18 protein-coding genes are annotated in these 23,284 nt (G+C 67.0%); 10 read left to right on the top strand and 8 right to left on the bottom strand.

What is annotated here, in order from left to right:
- Positions 1-138: 138 nt before the first annotated feature.
- Positions 139-816, bottom strand: a complete 678-nt coding sequence (cmk, locus tag AC5P9F_RS07225) for a (d)CMP kinase (RefSeq protein ID WP_005409284.1) — start codon at positions 814-816, stop codon at positions 139-141.
- 197 nt (positions 817-1,013) lie between these two features.
- On the opposite strand from cmk, the gene ykgO reads away from it, so the two are divergent.
- The 6 genes from ykgO to AC5P9F_RS07255 all read left to right on the top strand — a co-directional run bounded on the left by ykgO (position 1,014) and on the right by AC5P9F_RS07255 (position 5,511).
- Complete coding sequence (ykgO, locus tag AC5P9F_RS07230) at positions 1,014-1,139, top strand: type B 50S ribosomal protein L36 (RefSeq protein WP_005409283.1); 126 nt, start codon at positions 1,014-1,016, stop codon at positions 1,137-1,139.
- A gap of 176 nt (positions 1,140-1,315) precedes the next feature.
- A complete protein-coding gene (locus AC5P9F_RS07235; protein WP_227837998.1) occupies positions 1,316-1,615 on the top strand; it encodes a hypothetical protein in 300 nt (99 codons plus the stop codon).
- A 39-nt stretch (positions 1,616-1,654) separates the two neighbouring features.
- Positions 1,655-2,692 (top strand): agmatine deiminase family protein, encoded by a 1,038-nt coding sequence (locus tag AC5P9F_RS07240; protein ID WP_005413039.1) that lies wholly within the window; start codon positions 1,655-1,657, stop codon positions 2,690-2,692.
- A 161-nt stretch (positions 2,693-2,853) separates the two neighbouring features.
- Positions 2,854-3,741, top strand: coding sequence for a carbon-nitrogen hydrolase (locus AC5P9F_RS07245; protein ID WP_308680495.1), 888 nt, complete (start codon positions 2,854-2,856; stop codon positions 3,739-3,741).
- Between the two features lie 14 nt (positions 3,742-3,755).
- Positions 3,756-4,286 (top strand): GNAT family N-acetyltransferase, encoded by a 531-nt coding sequence (locus AC5P9F_RS07250; protein WP_005409279.1) that lies wholly within the window; start codon positions 3,756-3,758, stop codon positions 4,284-4,286.
- Between the two features lie 4 nt (positions 4,287-4,290).
- The gene (locus AC5P9F_RS07255; protein WP_005409278.1) at positions 4,291-5,511 is read left to right on the top strand and encodes a TraB/GumN family protein; all 1,221 of its coding nucleotides are present in this window, start codon (positions 4,291-4,293) and stop codon (positions 5,509-5,511) included.
- A gap of 140 nt (positions 5,512-5,651) precedes the next feature.
- Here AC5P9F_RS07255 and AC5P9F_RS07260 read toward each other — a convergent pair whose 3' ends face one another.
- From AC5P9F_RS07260 to AC5P9F_RS07270, 3 genes are read right to left on the bottom strand one after another with little or no spacing between them, the layout of a single operon-like run.
- On the bottom strand, positions 5,652-8,738 hold the full coding sequence (locus tag AC5P9F_RS07260) for an efflux RND transporter permease subunit (protein WP_005409277.1): 3,087 nt from the start codon (positions 8,736-8,738) through the stop codon (positions 5,652-5,654).
- Positions 8,735-12,256, bottom strand: coding sequence for an efflux RND transporter permease subunit (locus AC5P9F_RS07265; RefSeq protein WP_427925916.1), 3,522 nt, complete (start codon positions 12,254-12,256; stop codon positions 8,735-8,737). The genes AC5P9F_RS07260 and AC5P9F_RS07265 overlap by 4 nt, the downstream gene beginning before the upstream one ends.
- On the bottom strand, positions 12,253-13,404 hold the full coding sequence (locus AC5P9F_RS07270; RefSeq protein WP_308680493.1) for an efflux RND transporter periplasmic adaptor subunit: 1,152 nt from the start codon (positions 13,402-13,404) through the stop codon (positions 12,253-12,255). The genes AC5P9F_RS07265 and AC5P9F_RS07270 overlap by 4 nt, the downstream gene beginning before the upstream one ends.
- Before the next feature lie 205 nt (positions 13,405-13,609).
- On the opposite strand from AC5P9F_RS07270, the gene AC5P9F_RS07275 reads away from it, so the two are divergent.
- A complete protein-coding gene (locus AC5P9F_RS07275; protein WP_005413034.1) occupies positions 13,610-13,999 on the top strand; it encodes a c-type cytochrome in 390 nt (129 codons plus the stop codon).
- Between the two features lie 9 nt (positions 14,000-14,008).
- Positions 14,009-14,470, top strand: coding sequence for a c-type cytochrome (locus tag AC5P9F_RS07280; RefSeq protein ID WP_005409273.1), 462 nt, complete (start codon positions 14,009-14,011; stop codon positions 14,468-14,470).
- Between the two features lie 181 nt (positions 14,471-14,651).
- Here AC5P9F_RS07280 and AC5P9F_RS07285 read toward each other — a convergent pair whose 3' ends face one another.
- Both AC5P9F_RS07285 and AC5P9F_RS07290 read right to left on the bottom strand, forming a co-directional pair.
- Entirely contained in the window at positions 14,652-16,535 is a 1,884-nt protein-coding gene (locus AC5P9F_RS07285) for an ATP-binding cassette domain-containing protein (RefSeq protein ID WP_495223285.1), read from the bottom strand.
- Positions 16,536-16,685: 150 nt separating this feature from the next.
- Entirely contained in the window at positions 16,686-17,561 is an 876-nt protein-coding gene (locus AC5P9F_RS07290) for a LysR family transcriptional regulator (RefSeq protein ID WP_049452625.1), read from the bottom strand.
- A 102-nt stretch (positions 17,562-17,663) separates the two neighbouring features.
- Between AC5P9F_RS07290 and AC5P9F_RS07295 the strand changes: the two genes are divergently transcribed.
- Positions 17,664-18,743 (top strand): YeiH family protein, encoded by a 1,080-nt coding sequence (locus AC5P9F_RS07295; protein ID WP_049397766.1) that lies wholly within the window; start codon positions 17,664-17,666, stop codon positions 18,741-18,743.
- Positions 18,744-18,895: 152 nt separating this feature from the next.
- Entirely contained in the window at positions 18,896-20,272 is a 1,377-nt protein-coding gene (gene dbpA / locus AC5P9F_RS07300) for an ATP-dependent RNA helicase DbpA (protein WP_049397767.1), read from the top strand.
- Positions 20,273-20,447: 175 nt separating this feature from the next.
- On the opposite strand, the gene AC5P9F_RS07305 is transcribed toward dbpA, so the two are convergent.
- Together AC5P9F_RS07305 and AC5P9F_RS07310 are read right to left on the bottom strand one after the other, a co-directional pair.
- Positions 20,448-20,984: an adenine phosphoribosyltransferase gene (locus AC5P9F_RS07305; protein ID WP_005413028.1), complete on the bottom strand. Its 537-nt coding sequence runs from the start codon at positions 20,982-20,984 to the stop codon at positions 20,448-20,450.
- Positions 20,985-21,692: 708 nt separating this feature from the next.
- Complete coding sequence (locus AC5P9F_RS07310) at positions 21,693-23,258, bottom strand: protein adenylyltransferase SelO (RefSeq protein ID WP_308680491.1); 1,566 nt, start codon at positions 23,256-23,258, stop codon at positions 21,693-21,695.
- Positions 23,259-23,284: the final 26 nt, after the last annotated feature.

The raw sequence follows: 23,284 nt of genomic DNA on the forward strand, positions 1-23,284 counted from the left end.
CCGCCTGTTGGTCGACCCCGGAAACGCAGGTCGTGTGTAGTAGGAAAACCGCCACGCATCATTGCGCGACGGAGCTGGTACAGCACTGCTTTGCGCGACCACCACCGATGCAGCTGGCAGTGCTCCCGCTCGAACGGATCAGGCAGCCGGAACCGGAAGCAGATCCATCACTCGGGCAACGACATCATCGATGCCGATGCCTGTGGTGTCGATGAGGACAGCATCGTCTGCCGGCTTCAGGGGCGCCACGGTACGCTGGGCATCACGGGCGTCGCGGGCCATGATCTCGCGCAGGAGGTCATCAAAGTTAACAGAAACCCCCTTGTCTTTCAACTGCTTATGCCGGCGCTCGGCGCGCTCCTCGGCACTGGCGGTCAGGAAGACCTTGTAGGGGGCGTCCTTGAAGATCACCGTCCCCATGTCGCGGCCATCGGCGACCAGGCCGGGCAGCTCCCTGAATGCGCGCTGGCGCTCCTTCAGCGCGGCGCGCACCTCGGGAATGGCGGCGATGGCAGAAGCCAGAGCGCCAGTGGTCTCCAGGCGCAGCTCGTCGGTGGCATCGGTGCCGTTGACCATGACCCGCATCGACTCGCCCTGTTCAACAAACTGAACATGGGTGTCGAAGGTGCAGCGCACCAGCGCCGAGGCGTCGGAGGTGTCGATGTCGGCCCAGCTCGCGGCCACGCCCACCGCGCGGTATAGCGCCCCCGAATCCAGGTAATGCCAGCCCATCCGGCGCGCGATGATGCGGCTGATGGTACCCTTGCCGGCCCCGGAAGGGCCGTCGATGGTCAGGACGGGAGCGAGTGGATTCATGGGGTTCCCAGAGCGTGTGAAGGGGCCATTCTAGCCCCTGCCAGACACCCCCAGCGGGATCTTTTGTGCAACCACTTGAAACCACGAGGAAAAGCCCGGTAGAATGGCGGGCTTGAACGAGCGTCAACTGCCGATTGTCTTTCGCATATCGCGGCCGCGCTCCACCCGAACAACTACTGTTTACGCCGAGGTATGCCATGAAAGTCCTGTCCTCCCTGAAGTCGGCGAAGGCCCGTCACCGCGACTGCAAGGTCGTCCGTCGTCGCGGCAAGATCTTCGTCATCTGCAAGTCGAACCCGCGTTTCAAGGCGCGTCAGCGCTAAGCCCAACAGCCTTCACGGCTGCGGCTGGCCCTGCGCGGGGCCGACCCGATGCAAGAAACCGCCTTCGGGCGGTTTTTTGTTTATGCGGCTTTTTCCTGCTGATTTTGCTGTAATCGCCTTTCTTGACCACTGGGGAGTAGATCGAGATGAAGCGTTACCTGTCCGCCCTGGCCGTGATGGCCACCCTGGCCGCCGCCACGCCGGCGCTGGCCGATACCCTGCTTGTCGACCGCGCCCGCGAGAAGCCGGCCGGTGCCCTGCCCGTGCGCGGCCAGAGCATGCAGCAGGTACAGGCGCAGTTCGGCGCGCCGAGCGAACAGCTGCAGCCGCGTGGCGGGCAGAAGCGGCAATGGCCGACCATCAACCGCTGGGTGTACCCGCAGTTCACCGTCTACTTCGAGAAGCAGAAGGTGATCGACGTGGTGGCCAACCAGGCGGACCCGAACGAAATCGGCCCGAAACCACCGATCCGTTGATCCCTTTACCCGCCGTGGGCGGGCCTGTGTAGCGAGACCATGAACCAGACCCTTCGTTTTCCTGCCGAGTGGGAAGCCCAGAGCGGCGTCCTGATTGCCTGGCCCACCGCCGACACCGACTGGGCCGACCGCCTGGGCCAGGTGGAAGAGACCTACATCGCCCTGGTCGCGGCCATCACCCGCTTCCAGCCGGTGCTGATCTGCGTGGCCGACGACGATGTGGAGACCTATGCCGAAATGCGGCTGCGCTCCAACCGCATCGACATGGACAAGGTCCACTTCACCACGGCCGCCTACGACGATACCTGGCTGCGCGACTCCGGCCCGATCACCCTGCGCCGTGCCGACGGCGGTTTCCAGCTGTTGGATTTCCGCTTCACCGGCTGGGGCGGCAAGTTCGACGCCACCCTGGATGACCAGCTGGTGGGCGTGCTGGACCAGGCCGGCGTGTTCAACGACGCGCCGGTGCGCAGCATCCCGTTCGCGCTGGAAGGCGGCGGCATCGAGACCGATGGCGAAGGCACCCTGCTGACCACCTGGAAGTGTCTGCACGAGCGCCATCCGGACCGCGACCGCGCCAGCCTGAGTGCCGACCTGGCCGACTGGCTGCAGCAGGACCGCGTGCTGTGGCTGGACCACGGCTACCTGGAAGGCGACGACACCGACGCGCACATCGACACCCTCGCCCGCTTCGCCTCGGCCGACAGCATCGTCTACCAGGCCTGTGACGACGAGAGCGACTCGCACTACGCCGAACTGCAGGCGATGGGCAACGAGCTGGCCGCACTGCGCACCAAGGATGGGCAGCCGTACCGCCTGTTCCCGCTGCCGTGGGCACAGCCGGTGATCGACGAAGGCCGCCGCCTGGCTGCGTCGTACGCCAACTACCTGATCGTCAATGGTGCAGTGCTGATGCCGGCCTATGGCGATCCGGCCGATGACCTGGCCCGCGACGTGCTGGCGCAGGCGCACCCGGGCCGCGAGATCGTGCAGGTGCCCTGCCGCTCGCTGATCTGGCAGAACGGCAGCCTGCACTGCATCACCATGCAGCTGCCGGAAGGGCTGTTGAAGGCATGACGGTAGTGCCGGCTGCGGGCCGGCAACCCCGCACTGCCTGATGGATCCACGGGATTGCCGGCCCGCGGCCGGCACTACCGATCGCCCCCATTCAGCGCGCGACACGCCGTCGCCGTCCATCCGCGCTAACATGCTGGTTTTCCCCCGCAGGAACGCCCCGCATGAACTCGCGCAGCCCCCTTACCGTCGCCCTGATCCAGGAGCGCAACCACGGTGATGCCGCCGCCAACCTGGCGGTGATCGAAGCACGCGTGGCCGAGGCGGCTACGCAGGGTGCCAAGCTGGTGCTGCTGCAGGAACTGCATAACGGTCCGTACTTCTGCCAGCACGAATCGGTGGACGAATTCGACCTGGCCGAGCCGATTCCGGGCCCCAGCACCGAGCGCCTGGGCGCACTGGCGAAGAAGCATGGCGTGGTGCTGGTCGGCTCGCTGTTCGAACGCCGCGCCGCCGGCCTGTACCACAACACCGCCGTTGTGTTCGAGAAGGACGGTACGCTGCTGGGCAAGTACCGCAAGATGCACATCCCGGACGATCCGGGCTTCTACGAGAAGTTCTACTTCACCCCGGGCGACATCGGCTTCAAGCCGATCGATACCTCGGTGGGTCGCCTTGGCGTGCTGGTGTGCTGGGACCAGTGGTACCCGGAAGCGGCGCGCCTGATGGCGCTGGCCGGTGCCGAACTGCTGCTCTACCCGACCGCGATCGGCTGGGACCCGGACGACGTGCAGGACGAGAAGACCCGCCAGCGCGACGCCTGGGTGCTGAGCCACCGCGGCCACGCCGTGGCCAACGGCCTGCCGGTGCTGAGCTGCAACCGCGTCGGCCACGAGGCCTCGCCGCTGGGCGCCTCCGGCATCCAGTTCTGGGGCAACAGCCACGTGCTGGGCCCGCAGGGCGAATTCCTGGCCGAAGCCGGCACCGATGCCACGGTTCTGCTGTGCGATGTCGACCTGCAGCGCAGCGAGCATGTGCGCCGCATCTGGCCGTTCCTGCGCGACCGCCGCATCGATGCCTACGGCGACCTGCTCAAGCGCTACATCGACTGAGCCGGAGCCCGCGCATGGCCGTCCTCATCCGTGATGCCGGCCCGGCCGACATCGCCGCGATCACCGCGATCTACGCGGTGGAAGTGACCGACTTCGTCAACACTTACGAGTACGACATCCCGGACGCTTCCGAGATGCTGCGCCGCATGCGCGACATCATCGACCGCGGCTTCCCCTACCTGGTCGCCGAGATTGACGGCCAGGTGGCCGGCTATGCCTACGCCAACACCTACCGCACCCGCGTTGCCTACCAGTGGACCGTGGAAAACTCTGTCTACGTCGATGCCGCGTTCCAGGGCAAGGGCGTTGGCACCGGCCTGCTGCAGGCGTTGATCGACGCCTGCGTGGCGCGTGGCTACCGGCAGATGGTGGCGGTGATCGGCGAACCGACCAATACCGCTTCAATCAAGCTGCACGAACGCTTCGGCTTCGAGCTGGTCGGCGTGTTCCGTGGCCTCGGCCGCAAGCATGGCCGCTGGCTGGATACCGTGCAGATGCAGCGCGCGCTCGGCGATGGCGCCGACACTGCACCTTCCAATGAATGAACCCATGACCGAAACCCTTCCCGAGACCGGCGACGACCTGTTCGCCGGCCAGCCGGTACGCGTTGTTGAACGCGACGGCGTGCGCTACACCCTGCTGGGCACCGCCCATGTCTCACGCGCCAGCGTCGAGGCGGTGGAGAAAGCCATCGACAGCGGTCGCTTCGACGCGGTGGCCGTTGAACTGGACCCGCAGCGCCTGCAGGCGCTGAGCGACCCGGACACGCTGGCCAAGCTCGACCTGGTCGAGGTGATCCGCAAGGGCCGCGTCGCCCTGTTCGCTGCCAACCTGGCCCTGTCCGCCTACCAGCGCCGCCTGGCCGAACAGCTCGACATCGAGCCGGGCGCGGAACTGAAGCGCGCGGTGGAACTGGCGCGCGAACGCGACCTGCCGGTGCACCTGATCGACCGCGAGGTCGGCCTGACCTTCCGCCGCGCCTCGCAGCGGCTGGGCTTCTTCGGCAAGCTGAAGCTGGTTGCCGGTCTCGGCGCCGGCCTGTTCTCGTCCGAGGAAGTGGGCGAGAACGAGATCGAGAAGCTCAAGCAGGGCGACATGCTGGAATCGAGCTTCGGCGAGTTTGCCAGCGAGAGCCCGGCACTGTACGAGACCATCATCGGCGAGCGCGACCGCTACATGGCCACGCGCCTGCGCGAGGAACACAACCCGCAGCAGCGTGAAGTGCTGGCGGTTGTCGGTGCGGGTCATCTGGCAGGCCTGGCGCGTTACCTGGAAACCGACACCGAGGCACCGGCACCGCTGCGCGCCGAGCTGGAGGCGGTGCCGAAGAAGCGCAACATTCCGTGGTTCACGCTGGGCATCCTGGCCATCGTGGCGACCGGCATCGGCGTGGGCTTCTACCGCGGTGGTCTGGGCGTGGGGACCGAACTGCTGGCGACCTGGGCGATGTATACCGGCGGCCTGGCGGGCTTGGGCTGCCTGCTGGCAGGCGGTCACCCGCTGAGCATCCTCACCGCGATCGCGGTGGCCCCGTTCAAGCCGTTCCGCCTGAGCATCCCGACCGGCGCATTCTCGGCGCTGGTGGAAGCGCGCCTGCGCAAGCCGGCGTACGAAGACTTCCTCAAGCTGCGCGACGACGCGCAGAGCCTGAAGGGCTGGTACCGCAATCGGGTCACGCGCGTGGTGCTGACGTTCATGCTGACCAACATCGGCAGCATGCTCGGCCTGTGGCTGACCACCTTCAAGGTGTGGGGCAAGGTGGCGGGTTGATTGTTCCGTGTAGCGTCGAGCCAAGCTCGACTGCGCTCTGGAAGGTGCCAACCTTGGTTGGCACGCCATGCCCGGCAAAAAAAGGGGGAGGCCGCCCCACTACGACCGGCCTCCCCCACACCACAACACATTGATGTGCATTACAGCCGGGCAGCGCCCGGCTCTACCATTTCCACTCCACGCGCGCGGCGGATCAACCGCGTCACGGCATTGCGCAGGTCATCCAGCACCGCATAGATGGTCGGCAGGAACAGCAGGCTGACCACCGTGGAGAACGCCAGGCCGCCGGCAATCGCGCGCGCCATCGGCGCGTACTCCGGGCCGTTGCCGAACATCTGCGTGTTGGTCAGCGAGATCGGCACCATCGCCAGGATCGCCGTGCCCATCGTCATCATGATCGGGCGCAATCGCTCGCGTGAACCCTCCACCAGCGCCTGCGTGCGTCCCATGCCGCCGCGCCGCAGGTTGTTGATGTGCTCGATCATCACGATGCCGTTGTTCACCACCACGCCCATCAGCACCAGGATGCCGATGAAGGACATGATCCCGAACGAGGTGCCGGTGATCCAGAACAGCCAGAACACACCGAAGATCGAGAACAGCACGCCGCTCATGATCGCCGCCGGGAACAGCAGCGACTCGAACACCGCCGCCATCACCACGTAGATCATCACCAGCGCGATCAGCAGGTTGAACACCATCTGCTGCATCGCTTCGTCGTCGTTGCCGTAGTCGCCGCCATCGAAGGTGAAGCCATAGCCGGCCGGGAAATTCATCGGCTTGAGCACGGACTCCATCGCCTTGCGGCCATCGGGCGCGGTGACCTTCTCGGCCAGGTTGGCCTTGATGGTCAGCGTGGTCTGGCGGTTGGTACGACCGATCTGGGTCGCCGATGAACCGACGTCAACGGTGACCAGGCTCAGCAGTGGCACGCTGCGACCGTCGCCGGTGCGCACGCTGAAGCCGGCCAGGTCTTCCGGGCTGCTCTGCTCGGCGCCAGCGAAGCGCACCCATACCGGTACTTCATTGTCGCCGCGGCGGAACTCGCGCATCGGCGCACCGCGCAGGGCCAGGCCGACGAAGCTGGCGACCTGCTCGGCATTGAAGCCGAACGCCGCGGCGCGCTCGCGGTCGACGCGCACCTTCAGCTCGCCGCCCTTCTCGCCATTGTCGATGCGCACGTCGCGCAGCTCGGCACGCTGGGCCAGCAGCGGCACCACTTCCTGGCCGATCTCCTGCAGCATCGAACTGGAGTCGCCCACCAGCTGCACCTGCACGCCCTGGTTGCCGCCACCGCCGCCATCACCGCCCTGGTTGCCAACGAAGTAGTCGGTGCGGGCCGACTTCGGCAGGCCCTTGCGCAGCTCTTCCTGCAGCGCCTTGATGTCCTTGGCGTACTTCTCGTCCAGGGTGACCACGGTCGAGCTGCCTTCCTGCTCGCTGTACCAGGAGTACACCTGCTTGACGTGCAGGCGCTCGCGGTTGGCGTCGATCCAGTTCTCCACGCGCGCCACTTCCTCGGACATCTGCCGATAGGTGTAGGCGCCCTTCCACATGTAGCCGATGAAGATGTCCTTGCCGCCATCCCCACCGAACATGTCGACCTTGGTCAGCTTCATCGGCACCAGGCTGACCAGCACCACCAGCACGATGCCGAGCAGGCTCCAGCCGCGATGGTGCAGCGACCAGTCCAGCAGCCTGGCGTAGCGGCGTTGCAGCCGCGCGATCAGGCCGGTCTGCGAGTGCACCAGCTTGGGCGTGGCCATGCGCGCGGACAGCATCGGGATCAGGCTGACCGCGACCAGCCACGAGGCCAGCAGCGAGACCGAGATGGTGATCGCGATCTGCGCCATGAAGATGCTGATGTTGTTGGTCTCGCCAAACAGGTTCGGCACGAACACGATGCAGTGGCACAAGGTGCCAGCGCTGAGCGCGATGGCCACGTTGCGGGTGCCGATGATCGAGGCCAGGCGCGGCTGTCCCGGCATGCGCTCGCGCTCCTGGTAGATGCTCTCCACCACCACCACGGCGTTGTCGACCAGCATGCCCACCGCCAACAGCAGGCCCATCATGGTCAGGATGTTCAGCGTCACCCCGACGAAGTACATGAAACCCAGGGTGATGGTGAAGCAGATCGGAATGGCCAGGGTCACCATCAGCGTGGACGGCCAATGGCGCAGGAAGAAGAACAGCACCGTGATCGACAGGATCAGGCCGACCGCACCGGCCTCGGCCAGTTCCAGCAGCGAGGAGGTCACCGCCTTGCCCTGGTTGTCGATCACCTTGATCTGCACGTCGCGCATCGACGCTTCGGCACGGATCGCTTCAACCTCGGCCAGCGCCGCGCGCGACACCTCCACCAGGTTGGCACTGCGCTCCTTGAAGATATCCAGCCCGACCGCCGGGTTGCCGTCCAGGCGGCGCCCGTAGTTCATCCGCGCCGGCTTCAGGCGCACGTCGGCGATGTCGCCCAGGCGCAGGCCCTTGGCGTTGATCACCAGGTCGCGCATTTCCTGCAGGTCGGTGATCTCGCCCACCGGCTGCACGCGCACGCGCTGGCCGTTGTCGTCGATCTGCCCGGCCGAGATCGAGAAGTTCAGCGTGCGCAGGCGGTCACTAAGCTCGTTGATGCTCAGCCCATGCGCGTTGAGCCGGTTCGGATCAATGGCGATCTCCACCTCGTTCGGCGGCGCGCCGGTAATGTCGACGCGGGCCACGCCTGGGATACGCTCGATGCGCCGCTTGAACTCGCGGTCGAGCATGTCGTAAGCGGTGGTCAGGTCGGTGGTGCTGGCCAGGCGCACCTTCAGCACCGGCTGGTCGCTGCTGGACCACTTGAACACGTTGTAGCGCTGCAGGTCGTCGGGCAGATCGCTGCGGATCGCGTCGATGCGTTCGCGTGCATCGGAGGCGGCGATGGCGATGTCGCGGTCCCAGTCGCTGAACTCGATGAAGATCAGCGCCGCCTCGGAGGTGGCCGACGAGCGCATGCGCTTGATGCCGGTCATCGTCGCCAGCGATTCCTCCACCGGGCGGATGATGGTCCGCTCCACTTCCTCCGGGGTTGAACCGGTGTACGGAATCTGCACGAACAGGAAGGGCGCGGAAATGTCCGGCAACGCTTCCAGCGGCAACCGGAACGAGGCGATCAGGCCGATCACCACCAGTGACACGAAGCACATGATGGTGGTGACCGGCCGGCGGATGGAGAACTCGGCAACACTCATGCCGGCTCCTCCGCACCCGCCGCGCTGCCTGCTGCGCCCGGCTCGATCTCGCCGGCGTGCTTGCGGCCACGCTCGCGGTAGTAGGCGTCACCACGGCGGTCCATCAGGTCGTAGACCACCGGGATCACCAGCAGGGTCAGCAGGGTCGACACCAGCAGGCCACCGATCACGGTGATCGCCATCGGCGCGCGTACTTCGGCGCCCTCGCCCATCGCCACCGCCAGCGGCAGGAAGCCGAACAGCGTGCACAGCGTGGTCATGATGATCGGCCGCAGGCGCGAACGTGCACCTTCCACCAGGGCCTCGTGCTTGGCCACGCCGGCCTCGCGCAGCTGGTTGACCTTGTCGATCAGGATGATCGCGTTCTTGGTGACCAGGCCGACCAGCAGGATCAGGCCGATGAACACCACCACCGAGATGGGCTTGCCGGTCAGCATCAGTGCCAGGATCGCGCCGACCAGCGCCAGCGGGATGGTGAACAGGATCACGAACGGATGCAGCAGCGATTCGAACTGCGAGGCCATCACCAGGTAGACCAGGAAGATCGCCAGGCCGAAGGCGAAGATCAGCGACTTCGCCGCCTGCGCCAGTTCCTCGCCCTGGCCACCGATGTGCAGGCCGACACCCGCGCCCAGCGGCTGTTCGGCCACCATCTGCTGCACTTCACGCATGGCAGCGCCGAGGTCGATGTCGCGCAGGTTGGCCGAGACCACCGCAACGCGGGTCTGGTCGGCGCGATGGATCTCGCTGGGGCCAGTGGTGGCAACCACGTCGGCCACCGCATCCAGCGTGACCGGCCGGGTGCTGCCCGGATTGACGATCAACCGGCGGATGCTCTCCACGCTGGCGCGGTCGCCTTCCTGGGCACGCACCAGCACGTCGATCTTGCGGTCGCGGAAGCTGTAGCGGGTGGCCACGTCGCCGCGCACCTTCTTCACCACCACGTCGGCGATCTGGCGGGTGGTCAGGCCCAGCGCACCGGCACGTTCCTGGTCGAAGCGGATCTGGATTTCCGGGAAGCCCTCTTCCACCGTGGACTTCACGTCGGCGTAGTGCGCATTGCCACGCAGCATCGCCGCCAGGCGCTGGCCAGCCACTTCCAACGTCGCCATGTCCTGCCCGCGCAGCTCGATTTCCAGCGGCGTGGAGAAGCTGAACAACGCCGGCCGCGCGAAGTCGACCTGTGCCCCCGGATGCTGGCCCATGCTGTCGCGCAGGCGCTCGGTGATCTCGGCTTCAGTGCGTGCATTGCCACCGCCTTCCATCACTACGGTCAGCTTGCCGATGTTCTCGCCGCTCTCGGTCGGGCTGGCATCCAGGCGGGTGCCGCTGCCACTGACACCGTACAGCGAGGCCACGCCCTCGCCGTTGCCGTGGGCCAGCTGCAGCTCACGCACCAGCGCATCGGTCTGCTTGAGCGGTGTGCCGGCCGGCAGCTTCACCGTCATCTCGAAACGGTCCTGCGCCAGCTGCGGGATCAGGTCGGCACCGAGCATCGGCACCAGCGCCATGGTCGCCACGAAGATGATCGTGGCCACGCCGAGCACCTTGCCCGGATGGGCCAGCGCGCTCGGCAACAGGCGCAGATAGCCGCGCTCGGCACCGGCGTAGGGCTTCATTGCCAGGTCGCTGGCCTTGCGCATCACCGGGCCGACCACGGCCACGACGCCCCGCCACGCACGTACGACCAGCCAGGCCAGCGCATAGAAGCTCCAGCGCGCGGTTGCGACGGCACCACGACGGCCCAGCGCCACCGGCTTCTGCCAGCGGTTCTGCGGCTGCCACGGTTCGTTCGGCGCCTCTTCCGGGAATGCCAGCGGCGGCCGGCCCTTCAGCGAGCTCAGCATCGGAATCAGCGTCATCGATACCAGCAGCGAGATCGCGATGGCGATCGCCACGGTCAATGCCTGGTCGCGGAAGAGCTGGCCGGCGATGCCATCGACGAACACCAGCGGCAGGAACACGGCGATGGTGGTCAGGGTCGAGGCAACCACCGCCATGCTCACTTCGCGGGTACCGACGATCGCTGCCTGCAGGACGCCCAGGCCACGCTCGCGGGCCTTGGCAATGCTCTCCAGCACCACGATCGAGTCGTCCACCACCAGGCCGGTGGCCAATGCCAGGCCGCCCAGCGACATCACGTTCAAGCTGAGGCCGAGCTGGCCCATGAAGAAAAACGTGGCGATGATCGAGACCGGCAAGGACAGGCTGATCACGAACGTGCTCCAGCCGTCACGCAGGAACAGGAAGATGATCAGGATCGCCAGCAGGCCACCGATCACCGCATCCTTCTTGACGTCGGCGATGGCGTGCTCGATGAAGCGCGACTGGTCCTCGGTGGTGGTCATCTCGACGTCGGACGGGAACGTGCCCTTGATCTGCTCCAGGCGCTTGCGCAGCGCTTCGGCGGTGGAGACGGTGTTGGCATCGCCTTCCTTGTAGATGGCCAGTTCAACCGATTCCTTGCCGCCCAGGCGGATCACCGCTTCGCGTTCCTTGTAACCCTGGCGCACGGTGGCCACGTCCTTCAGGCGCACCGGCACGCCATTGGCGACCACGCTGGAGCCAGCACCGGACGATGCGCTCTGCGCCGCCGAGGCCGCTGCGATGGCCGCGGCCGAACCGGTCGACGCGGCGATGTTGAACATCTGCTGCAATGCCGAGTCGGCTGCACTTCCATTCGAACCCTGGGTGGTGACCAGCAGGTTGCGGATCTCCTCCAGGTCGGCGAACTGGTTGACGGTGCGCACCAGGAAGCGCTGCGACCCCTCCTCCAGGCGACCGCCGGAGATGTTGATGTTCTCGTCCTTCAGGCGCTTGATGACGGTGTCGATCGGCAGGTTCAGCTGGGCCAGCTTCTGCTGGTCGATGTCGACCTGGATCTCGTCTTCCAGGCCGCCGCCGACCTTGACCGCTGCCACGCCGGCAACCGGCTCCAGCTTCTTCTTCAGGTCTTCATCGGCATAGCGGCGTAGGCCGGTCAGCTCGCGGACCGCATCGGCATCGCTGGTCGGCGCCACCTTGTTTGACAGCACCAGGCGCATGATCGGCTCGGTGGACGGATTGAAGCGCAGCAGCACCGGGGCCTTGGCCTCCAGTGGCAGGTTCAGCGCTTCCATCTTGTCACGCACCTCCAGGCTGGCCTGGTCCATGTTGGTGCCCCAGGCGAACTCCAGCACCACGTCGCTCTGGCCGGTTCGCGAGACCGACTTCAGCTTGCGCAGGTTCTTGACCACGCCGACCGCCTCTTCGACCGGCTGGGTGATCAGGGTTTCGATTTCGGTCGGCGCCGAACCGGTGTACTCGGTGCGCACGGTCAGCGTCGGGTAGCTCAGGTCAGGCAACAGGTTGACCTTGAGGTTGCCCAGCGCGATCAGGCCGAACAGCAGCAGGGTGACCGTGCACATGGCGATGGTCACGCGGCGGCGGGTGGCGAATTCCACCAGGCCGCCGCGCATGCCGGCGGCGGCGCCATCGCTCGCCGGCGAGGCACCGTGGTCGTGGCCCGGGGCGGTCATTGCTTGCTCCCGGCCTTGTCTGCCGGCTTGGCGGCCGCTGCGACCGTCTTCACCCTTGCCTTCGGATCGGCGATCACCTGCACCGCGGTACCGTCGCGCAGCGCGACCTTGCCGGCGGTGACCACCTGATCACCGGCCGCCAGGCCATCACGGATCTCCACCCACGGGCCCTCGGCGTAACCCAGCTTGACCGGAACGCGTGCGACCTTGCCTTCGCGCACCCGGAACACCGCCGGCTCACCGTCGTCGAGCAGCGCCAGGCGCGGCACCACGAGCGCATCGGCACGCTGGTCGTAATCGATGCGGATGCGCCCGAACATGCCGGGCTGCAGCGCGTGCGCGGCGCCATCGAAGGCGCTGACCACGCGAAACGTGCCGCTGCCCGAATCCACCACGGGCGCGATGCGATCGACGGTGCCGGTGAAGCTCTGGCCCGGCAGCGCATCGGCGGCCAACGTCACCGGCTGGCCGGCACGCAGCGTGGCCAGCTCGCGTTCGGGCACGTTGAGGGTGGCTTCCAGGCGCGAGTTGTCGACGATGCGGAAGATCGGCGTGTTGATCTGCACGAAGTTGCCGGTCTTGATCGAGCGCGATGCGATCACACCGGAAATCGGCGCCACCACGGTGGTGTAGGACAGCTCCAGCGTCGCCAGACGGTACTGCGCACGGACGTTTTCCAGATCAAAGCGCAGCTGGTCGACATCGGCAGCACTGACCATCTGCTGACCAACCAGTTTCTGTGCACGCTGGTAGTTGTTTTCCAGCTTGCGCATCTGCGCTTCGCTCTGGGCTACGGCCAAGCGTGCGCGGTCCGGGTCCAGGCGCACCAGCGGCTGGCCGGCGGTGACCCGCTGGCCTTCCTCGACCAGCACCGCCAGCGCCACACCGGAGGTCTTGGCCACCACCTGCGACTCGGCGCGTGGTTCCAGCGCGGCGGTGCCTGTGTAACTGGCCGCGACCGCGCGATGGCTGGCCACGGCCACTTCGACCGGGACCGCATCGACCTTCTTCTCCTCCTTGGTCTCGGCGGCCTTGGCTTCGGAATTGGGCCCTGCGGCGCAACCGCCCAGCAACAGGGAGGTGGAGATCAGCAGTGCGGCAGCGCAGATTCCGCTGCGACGGCCGGACGGGAAGGTTGGGTGCGACATCGTCAGGTCCCTGGAGGATGCGTGGACAGGTGTGGTAGCAAAGTAATGCACCACTTCACGGCAACACCATATCCCAAAGGTCATGGTGTCTTCACGCCGCTGGTCGGCCCGACCCCATTTCAGCTAGATGAAACCTGAGGCTATACTCGGGGCGTTCCGTACCCCACGCCGGAACGACCAGACCCGAATCCCCGGAAACGACACCATGCGCCCGCAGCCGCTCGCCGCTTGTCTCGCTCTGGCCGTCCTCCTGCCCCTTGGGGCCGCCGCACAGCCCGCTCCTGCTCCTGCCACACCCGCTCCGGCCCCGGCTCCTGCCGCCGCGCCGGCGCCTGCCGCGCCCACCGGCAACTTCGACAATGGCCGCGTGCTGGCCTACACCTGCCAGGGGTGCCACGGCATCACCGGCTACAAGAACGCCTACCCCAGCTACCGGGTGCCGAAGATCGGCGGCCAGACCCAGCAGTACCTGGCCCAGGCCCTGACCGAGTACCGCCAGGGCAAGCGCCGGCATCCGACGATGCAGGCGCAGTCGATGAGTTTCAGCGAACAGGAGATCGCCGATCTCTCTGTTTACCTGTCCACCGTCAAGTAAGGCCCGCCCATGTCGAAAGCCGCGCATCCGCTGCGTCACGCCATCGCCCTGTCCGTTGCCCTGCTGCTGGCGGCCTGTTCACAGTCGCAGGTGGAAAACAGCGAGAAATCCGCCGCCGACCCGGGCCATGCCAGTGGCGAACACGGCTCTTCTTCTTCGGCTGGCCTGCCTGCAGGTCGCGAGGCCGCCGGTGAAGCCCGCGCCAAGGTGAAGGGCAAGGCCACCAACCAGAGCTGCATCGACTGCCACGGGGCCGATGGCAATGCGCCGATCGATCCGACCTATCCGAAGCTGGGTGGGCAGTACGGTGACTACCTGGCGCATGCGCTGCAGGCCTACCGCGCCGGTGACCGCCAGCACATGTTGATGACGCCACAGGCGAAGGACCTGAGTGATCAGGACATCGCCGATCTGGCGGCGTATTTCGGCAGCCGGCCGAGCCAGCTGCGGGATCTGCACGGGGTCAAATGACCGCAGGCCCCGGTGGGTGCGGATCGTTGATTGGTGGGTGCGGACCGTTGGTCCGTACGGAGGTGTAACCGGCTTCGGTGGGTGCGGACCTTGGTCCGCACTGATGCCACCATCCACGCATGGCGTGGATCTACTGATTCTCGACTCGATCAACCGGCGCACTTCTGGCGCCGACCGATACTCAGCCTTCCAGCTCTTCCCAGCGCGCGTAAGCGGCATCCAGCTCGGCCTGCACCTTCGCCAGCTGCTGCGTGTGCGCGGTCACTTCGGCGCTGCTGCGGGTGTAGAACGACGGGTCGTTCATCGCCGAGGTCAGGCCTTCGACATCGCCTTCCAGCTTCTCGATGGTCTTTGGCAGCTGCTCCAGTTCGCGCGCTTCCTTGTAGGCCAGCTTGCGCTTGGGTGCGGCCGGAGCTGCGGTAGCCGGGGTGGCCGGCGCAGCGGCCGCCGGCTTGGCCGCAGGGGCCGCGGCAGGCGCTGCGATGCTGGCCGCATAACGCTGCCAGTCGCTGTAGCCCCCGACGTACTCGCCGATCACGCCGTCGCCTTCCATCACCAGCGTGGAGGTCACCACGTTGTCGATGAAGTCACGGTCGTGGCTGACCAGCAGCAGCGTACCGGTGTACTCGCCCAGCAGCTCTTCCAGCAGCTCCAGGGTTTCCACGTCCAGGTCGTTGGTCGGTTCGTCCATCACCAGCAGGTTGGACGGCTGCGCGAACAGCTTGGCCAGCAGCAGGCGGTTGCGCTCGCCACCGGACAGGCGGGTAATCGGCGCACGCGCGCGTTCCGGGGTGAACATGAAGTCCTGCAGATAGGCATGCACATGCTTGCGCTTGCCGTTGAACTCGAGGAAATCGCGGCCTTCGGCGACGTTCTCGATCGCGCTCCAGTCTTCGCGCAGCACCGCGCGGTACTGGTCGAAATACGCGATCTGCAGGTTGGTGCCGGCGTTGACTTCGCCCTTGGCCGGCTGCAGTTCGCCCAGCAGCAGCTTGAGCAGCGTGGTCTTGCCGCTGCCGTTGGGACCGATCAGACCGATGCGGTCGCCGCGCATGATGGTGGTGGTGAAATCGCGGACCATGGTGCGCTCGCCGAAGGCGAACGAAATGTCCTTGACATCGATGACCTTCTTGCCGGAACTGACGCCCTGTGCGGCTTCCATCTTGACGTTGCCGCTGAGGTCGCGACGCTGCGAACGCTCCACGCGCATCGCCTTCAGGCGGCGCACGCGGCCTTCGTCGCGGGTGCGACGGGCCTTGATGCCCTGCCGGATCCAGACTTCTTCCTGCGCCAGCAGCTTGTCGAAGCGGGCGTTTTCCTGCGCCTGCGCATTGAGGCGTTCCTCGCGGCGGCGCTCGTAGTTGGCCCAGTCGCCTGGCCAGCTGGTGACCTGGCCGCGGTCGATCTCGACGATGCGGGTGGCCAGGGCACGCAGGAAGCGACGGTCATGGGTGACGAACACCACGCTGCCGCTCCAGCCCTTCAGGAACGCTTCGAGCCAGTCGATGGCTTCGATGTCCAGGTGGTTGGTCGGTTCGTCCAGCAGCAGCACGTCCGGGCTGGACACCAGCGCGCGGGCGAGCAGCACGCGGCGCTTCATGCCGCCGGACAGGCGGTCGAACTCGGCCTCGCCATCCAGGTCGAGCTTGGTCAGGGTTTCGCTGACGCGCTGGTCCAGGCCCCAGCCGTTGGCGGCATCGATCTTGGCCTGCACGTTGCCGAGGGCTTCGCCATCGAAGACTTCGGCATGGCTGAGGTGGTGGAATTCGGCCAGCCACTGGCCCAGCTCGCCAAGGCCGTCGGCGACGACGTCGAACACCGAGCCGGCCGCGCCGTGCGGCACTTCCTGCTCCAGGCGGGTGACGCGCACGCCCTGCTGCACGCGGACTTCGCCGTCATCGGGCTTGTGGTCGCCGGACAGCAGCTTGAGCAGGGTGGATTTGCCGGCGCCGTTGCGGCCGATCAGGGCGATGCGTTCGCCCGGCTCGATCGACAGTTCGGCCTTTTCCAGCAACAACGGGCCGCCGACGCTGAAGTCGACGTTCTGCAGAGTAATCAGAGGCATCCGGATATTGTACGGGTTGGGGGCGTCGGCCGGGTTGCACCCGGCACCCGCGGTAGTGCCGGCCGCTGGCCGGCAACTTCAACGGCAACGTCAAAAGCTGGTTTCCTGTGGGATGGCGGGATGGTTGGAATCGACTGGGGATCTGATGGCTTATTCCACGTCCCCCAGCAACGCCTGCAACCCCGGCAGCCACTGCTTGCCGGGATGCCGTACCAGCCACAGCGTGCGCTGCAGGGCCGGCAGCGGGGTTTCGAGCACGCGCAGGCGGCCCAGGGCCAATGGCTCTTCCAGCGCGTGACGCGAAAGACAGGCCAGGCCGAGGCCGGCGATGGCGGCCTGCTTGATTGCTTCGGTATTGCCCAGCTGCAGGGTCTGGGCGAAGCCACGCAGGTGCGGCAGCAGCGCCTGTTCGACAGCTTCGCGGGTGCCGGAGCCGGGCTCGCGCAGCAGCCAGCGTGCGCCGCGAAGTTCATCCAGCGTCCAGCGGGCGGGGGCATCGGCGGCAGCCACGATCACCAGCGGGTCCTGCTGCCAGGCAGTCACCTGCAGGCCGCGTTCGTGGCACGGGCCTTCGATCAAACCGGCGTCCACGTCCAGGCGCTGCACGGCAGCGACCACGCCGGCACTGTTGTCGATGCGCAGGTCGACCTCGGCCTGCGGCGCCTGCCGCAGCAGTTCGGCGATGCGTGGCGGCAGCAGGTAATTGCCGATGGTGGTACTGGCGGCCAGCACCAGCCGCAGCGGTGCCCCCTGCGATGGGTCGCCGCCGGCGGCCAGCTGACGCTCCAGGTCGGCGGCGTTGACCAGCAAGGTGCGCGCCGGCTCCAGCAGTGCGCGGCCATGCCCGTTCAGCGCCAGGCGGCGGCCGATGCGGTCGAACAGCGGGGTGCCGAAGTGCGCCTCCAGCTCCTGCAGCGCGGCGCTGCTGGCCGACTGCGAGAGCGCAATGGCCTGGCCGGCAGCGGTGGTGCTGCCATGGTCGGCGATGGCGACGAAAACCTGCAGCTGGCGCAAGGTCAGGCGCATGGCACTTACCTTCTTGATGGGTAGGTTTCACCCATATTATTCGTTTTACAGGTCAGCGACAGACGCGCACGCTTGCCCCATCACTCCAGCCCTGCCCCTGCCATGAATGCCCCCGCTCTCTCCCCCTGGTCCCTGCCCGCCCTGCGCCAGCGCTGGCAGCCGCGCCTGCCCGGCCTGCTGCTGGTGGGCCTGATCGCGGCGGCGTCGCTGTATCTGGCCGAGCTTCCGTGGCTGCAGGCACATGGCTTGAGCGCGCTGACCGTGGCGATCGTCGCCGGCATCGTGGTCGGCAACACCTTCTACCCGCGGCTGGCACCGGGCAGCGCGGCCGGTGTCGGCTTTTCCAAGCACTGGCTGCTGCGCGCCGGCATCGTGCTGTACGGGTTGCGCCTGACCTTCCAGGACATCGGCCATGTCGGCGTCACTGGCGTGCTGATGGACGTGCTGGTGGTTGCCAGCACCTTCGGCCTGGCCTGCTGGCTGGGCGTGCGCGTGTTCAAGATGGAGCGCGAGGCAGCCATGCTGATCGGCGCTGGCAGTGCGATCTGCGGTGCGGCAGCGGTGATGGCCGCCGAGCCGGTGGTGCGTGGCCGCGCTGCGCATGTCACCGTCGCGGTCTCGACGGTGGTGGTGTTCGGCACGCTGGCGATGTTCCTGTACCCGGCGCTGTATGCACTGGTGCAGTCGCACGGCTGGCTGGCAATGGACGCGCGGCAGTACGGCCTGTTCACCGGTGCGACGGTGCACGAAGTGGCACAGGTGGTGGCGGCCGGCCGTGCGGTCAACGAAGCGGCAGCTGACACGGCGGTGATCACCAAGATGGTGCGAGTGATGCTGCTGGCGCCGTTCCTGATCGCGCTGTCACTGTGGCTGGCCCGTGGCGGCAAGGCCAGCGCCGATGGCAGCAAGGCGCGCATCGTGGTGCCGTGGTTCGCGTTCGGTTTCGTGGCCGTGGCCGGTTTCAACTCGCTGCATCTGCTGCCGGCCGGCCTGCAGGCCGGGCTGGTGCAGCTGGACACGGTGCTGTTGGCGATGGCGATGGCGGCGCTGGGCCTGACCACCCACGTCTCGGCGCTGCGCCAGGCAGGCCTGAAGCCGCTGCTGCTGGCGCTGATCCTGTTCGCCTGGCTGCTGTTCGGCGGCCTGGCAATCCACCAGGGTGCGCTGGCGGTGCTGGGCTGATCAGGAGCGTGCCGACCAGGGTCGGCACCTGCCAGTAGATTCACGCCGTGCGTGGATGACGACTCCGACGGGGTCAGAGCCCTTTCCTGCGGAAAGGGATCCGTCCCCACCCCATTAGGCGGGACCGGCCGTGCAGGCAGGTACAATGCGCCATGACTGACTTCTCGACCCTGCCGCTGAGCCCGGCCCTGCAGCCCGGCCTGGATGCCCTCGGCTATACCACCCTCACCCCCGTGCAGGCGCAGAGCCTGCCGGCCATCCTGGATGGCCGCGATGTAATCGCACAGGCACCCACCGGCAGCGGCAAGACCGCCGCCTTCGGCCTGGGCCTGCTGCAGTCCATCGACCCCAGCCTGATCCGCGTGCAGGCGCTGGTGCTGTGCCCGACCCGCGAACTGGCCGACCAGGTCGGCAAGCAGATCCGCAAGCTGGCCACCGGCATCCCGAACCTGAAGCTGTTGCTGCTGGTCGGCGGCGTGCCGCTGGGCCCGCAGCTGGCCTCGCTGGAAGGCCATGACCCGCACGTGGTGGTCGGCACGCCCGGCCGCGTGCAGGAGCTGGCACGCAAGCGCGCGCTGAATCTTGGCGCGGTGCGCACGCTGGTGCTGGACGAGGCCGACCGCATGCTCGACATGGGCTTCGAGGAGCCGATCCGCGAGATCGCCGGCCGCACCCACAAGGACCGCCAGAGCCTGCTGTTCTCGGCCACCTTCCCCGACAGCATCCGCGCCATGGCGCGTGACCTGCTGCGCGACGCGGTGGAAGTAACGGTGGAAGGCGCCGACCAGGCACCGGCGATCCGCCACCTGTTCTGCGAGGTGGAACCGGCGCACCGCCAGAAGGCGCTGGCCGGCCTGCTGCTGAAGTACACCCCGGAATCGGCGGTGGTGTTCTGCAACACCCGCAAGGACGTGGACGAAGTTGCCAACTCGCTGCAGCAGTTCGGCTTCTCCGCACTGGCTCTGCATGGCGACATGGAACAGCGCGACCGCGAGGAAGTGTTGTTGCTGCTGGCCAACCGCAGCTGCAACGTGCTGGTGGCCAGCGACGTGGCCGCACGCGGCCTGGACGTGGAAGAGCTGGCGGCGGTGATCAACTACGAGCTGCCGACCGACGTGGAGAGCTACCAGCACCGCGTGGGCCGCACCGGCCGTGCCGGTGCCAGCGGCCTGGCGATCAGCCTGGTGGCCGGTCGCGAGAAGACCCGTGCCGAAGCCATCGAAGCGCAGATGGGGCAGCCGCTGGACTGGCAGAAGACGCCGCTGGCAACCTCGCGCCCGGCCGAACTGCCGCAGGCCGCGATGCGCACGCTGCGGATCGACGGTGGCAAGACCGACAAGCTGCGCCCAGGCGACATTCTCGGTGCACTGACCGGTGATGCCGGCCTGTCGAGCAAGTTCATCGGCAAGATCGCGATCTTCCCGACCCGCTCCTACGTGGCGATCGCGCGTGAGCAGGCCACCAAGGCCGTGGCCAAGCTGGAAGCCGGCAAGATCAAGGGCCGTCGTTTCCGCGTGCGGATGATGTGATTGAAGCAGCGTTGCCAACCACGGTTGGCAACGATCTGACCTGGTAGTGGCCAACCTTGGTTGGCCCATTCCGCGGCGTCAGTCGCGAAAGGCGCTGCCAACCAAGGTTGGCAACTACCGGTTCCCGGCCATTCGCTCTGGTAGATGCCAACCTTGGTTGGCACCTGCCCTTCGATCAGAACACCAGTTCGGTGTGCAGCGGCAGATCCGATTCCCAGCGGGCGCGACCACCCAGGCCGTCCAGTTCGACCAGTACGCCGGCACCGACCACGTCAACGCCCAGGCGGCGCACCAGCGACAGCGCAGCGACCAGCGTGCCGCCGGTGGCCAGCACGTCGTCGATGATCGCCACGCGGGCCCCGGCCGGCAGCGCGTCGGCGTGCACTTCGATGCAGTCACTGCGGTATTCCAGCGTGTATTCCTCGCGCAGCACCTGGCCCGGCAGCTTGCCCGGCTTGCGCACCGGCACGAAGCCCACGCCCAGTTCCAGCGCCATCGCGGCGCCGAGGATGAAGCCACGCGATTCGATACCGATCACCGCGTCCAGCTTCTGGTCGCGCCAACGGTCGGCCATCGCGGTGATGGCACCGCGGAAGTCCTCGCCATGGGCGAGCAGCGGCATGATGTCCTTGAAGAGGATGCCGGGCTTGGGGAAGTCGGCGATGTCGCGCAGGCGGGAGGCCCACTGCGGAGCGACGAGGGCGTCGGTCATGTCACGTTGGTTGTCTGATGGCGGCATAGGGTACCTGTTCCGGGCGCCGGCTGCCTGTTGGGGGTGTCGGCCGGGCTGCGCCCGGCACCTGCGGTAGTGCCGGCCGCTGGCCGGCAACCTCAACCTCAACGGCAACAGCAAGGGCAACAGCGGGTTTCCTGTGGGATGACGGGGTGGGTCCGGTTGCGGGAGACGCCGTAAACCCGTCCGTGGGGGCTTGGCCGCGGCTTGCTCGTGTGCGCTGTCCTGCGCACACGGCAAGACCGGGGTTGGGCGTCCTGCCCAACCCGCCCGAGGCATGCCTCGGGCCCATGCCGCGGACACTCCCGCAACCGGACCCACCCCGCCTTCGACAGTTTCCTGCGATCTGTCGTAGATCCACGCCATGCGTGGATGAATCTCTATCGAAATCGAACATTTCGAAGATTGAACGAAGAGCATCCACGCATAGCGTGGATCTACCGTGTCGACCAAGGTCGACACCTACCCACAGCAGCGGGAATCTGTCGGAGGTGGGGCGGTGTGGGGCTGCAGGACCGTTGGCGCCATGGATGGCGCCATCGAGCCCCCATGGACGGGTTTACGGCGTGTCCTGCAGCCCCACACCGTCCCGCCAGACCATCAGCAATCCAGAGCCGCTTTGGCTTTGGCCGTTGCTTGCGCGGTGGCCTCTGCAGGTGCAGGGCGCAGCCCTGCCGAAACCCACCCTCAGGAACTGCAGGACAGCATAGAGCAGCCAGCGCGGTTGTCTGCCCACGCCGGGCGCTTGCCGGCGAAGTGTTCCAGCCCCGCACGCTCGGTGTATGGATCGCGCAGCACGTCCTGCAGTGCGTGAACGCCACCGAGGTCACCCTGCTCTGCGCGGTCGATCGCCTCCTGGGCCAGCCAGTTGCGCAGCACATACAGCGGATTGGCTTTGGCCATCTTCGCCGCGCGCTCACTGGCCGAAAGTGGATCGGCCTGCAACCGCGCCGCGTAGTCCTGCAGCCACTGCTGCAACGGCGCCTGCACCGCCTGCTGGCGCGACTCGTCGTAGTACACCGCATCCAGCACGCCCACGTCTGGCGCCGCTGGATCAACCCGCATCAGCGCACGCCAGGCCAGGGTCATGTCCATGCCGCCGTCCTGCATCAGCTGCTGCCAGCGCTGGTAGAGCCCCAGGTCGTCATCGTCGGCGGCGGCCAGGCCCAGCTTGGCTGCGGCATCGCGTCGGGTGCAGGCCACGAAGGTGGACTGGTAGGCCGCCAGACCGGCCTGCAGCGGCGACACATCGGCAAACAACGGCGACAGCGCCTGCGCCAACCGGCTCAGGTTCCAGTACGCCACCTGCGGCTGGGTACCGAAACGATAACGGCGGCCCTGCGCGTCGGTGGTGTTCGGCGTCCAGTCCGGGTCGAAGTCCTCGACCCAGCCATAAGGACCGTAGTCGAGCGTGAGGCCGAGCACGGACAGGTTGTCGGTGTTCATCACGCCATGCACGAAACCGACGCGCATCCAGTGCGCGATCATCTCGGCAGTGCGCACCGCGATCTGCGCGAACCAGTCGCCGTACAGCGCCTCACCCTGCCCTTCGAGCTCCGGAAAGTCGCGGGCGATGCACGCGTCGACCAGCTGCCGCAACAAGGCAGTTTCGCCGCGTGACGCTGGCAGTTCGAATGAACCAAAGCGCAGGAACGAGGGCGATACCCGGCACACGATGGCGCCGGGCTCGGCACGCGGGTGGCCGTCGTAGAACATGTCGCGTACCACGTCTTCGCCGGTGCCGACCAGCGACAACGCGCGCGTGGTCGGCACGCCCAGGTGATGCATCGCTTCGCTGCACAGGAATTCACGGATGGATGAGCGCAGCACTGCGCGGCCATCAGCACCGCGCGAATACGGCGTGGGACCGGCACCCTTCAGCTGCAGTTCCCAATGACGGCCATCCGGTGCGACCAGTTCGCCCAGCGAGATCGCGCGGCCGTCGCCGAGCTGGCCCGCCCAGTGGCCGAACTGATGGCCACCGTAATTGGCCGCCCACGGCTGCATGCCGGCGTACAGCGCATTGCCGCCGAACACCTGCGCGAAGCCTTCGCTTTCGACTTCAGCGGTATCGAAGCCGAGCATCGCGGCGACGTCCGGCGCCCAAGCCAGCAGCGTAGGCGCCGTCACTGGAGTCGGCATCACCGGCGACCAGGCCGCGCCCAGCACTTCGCGGCGGCGCGGGCCGGATTCGGGGTCGCCCGGCAGGGTGTGCAGCAGGCGGTTGTCGAAACGGGGGCTGTCGGTATCCATGGTGCTGAAGATGGGGACGACCGCCG

This window comes from Stenotrophomonas sp. YJH_SMC_4, from assembly GCF_059371575.1.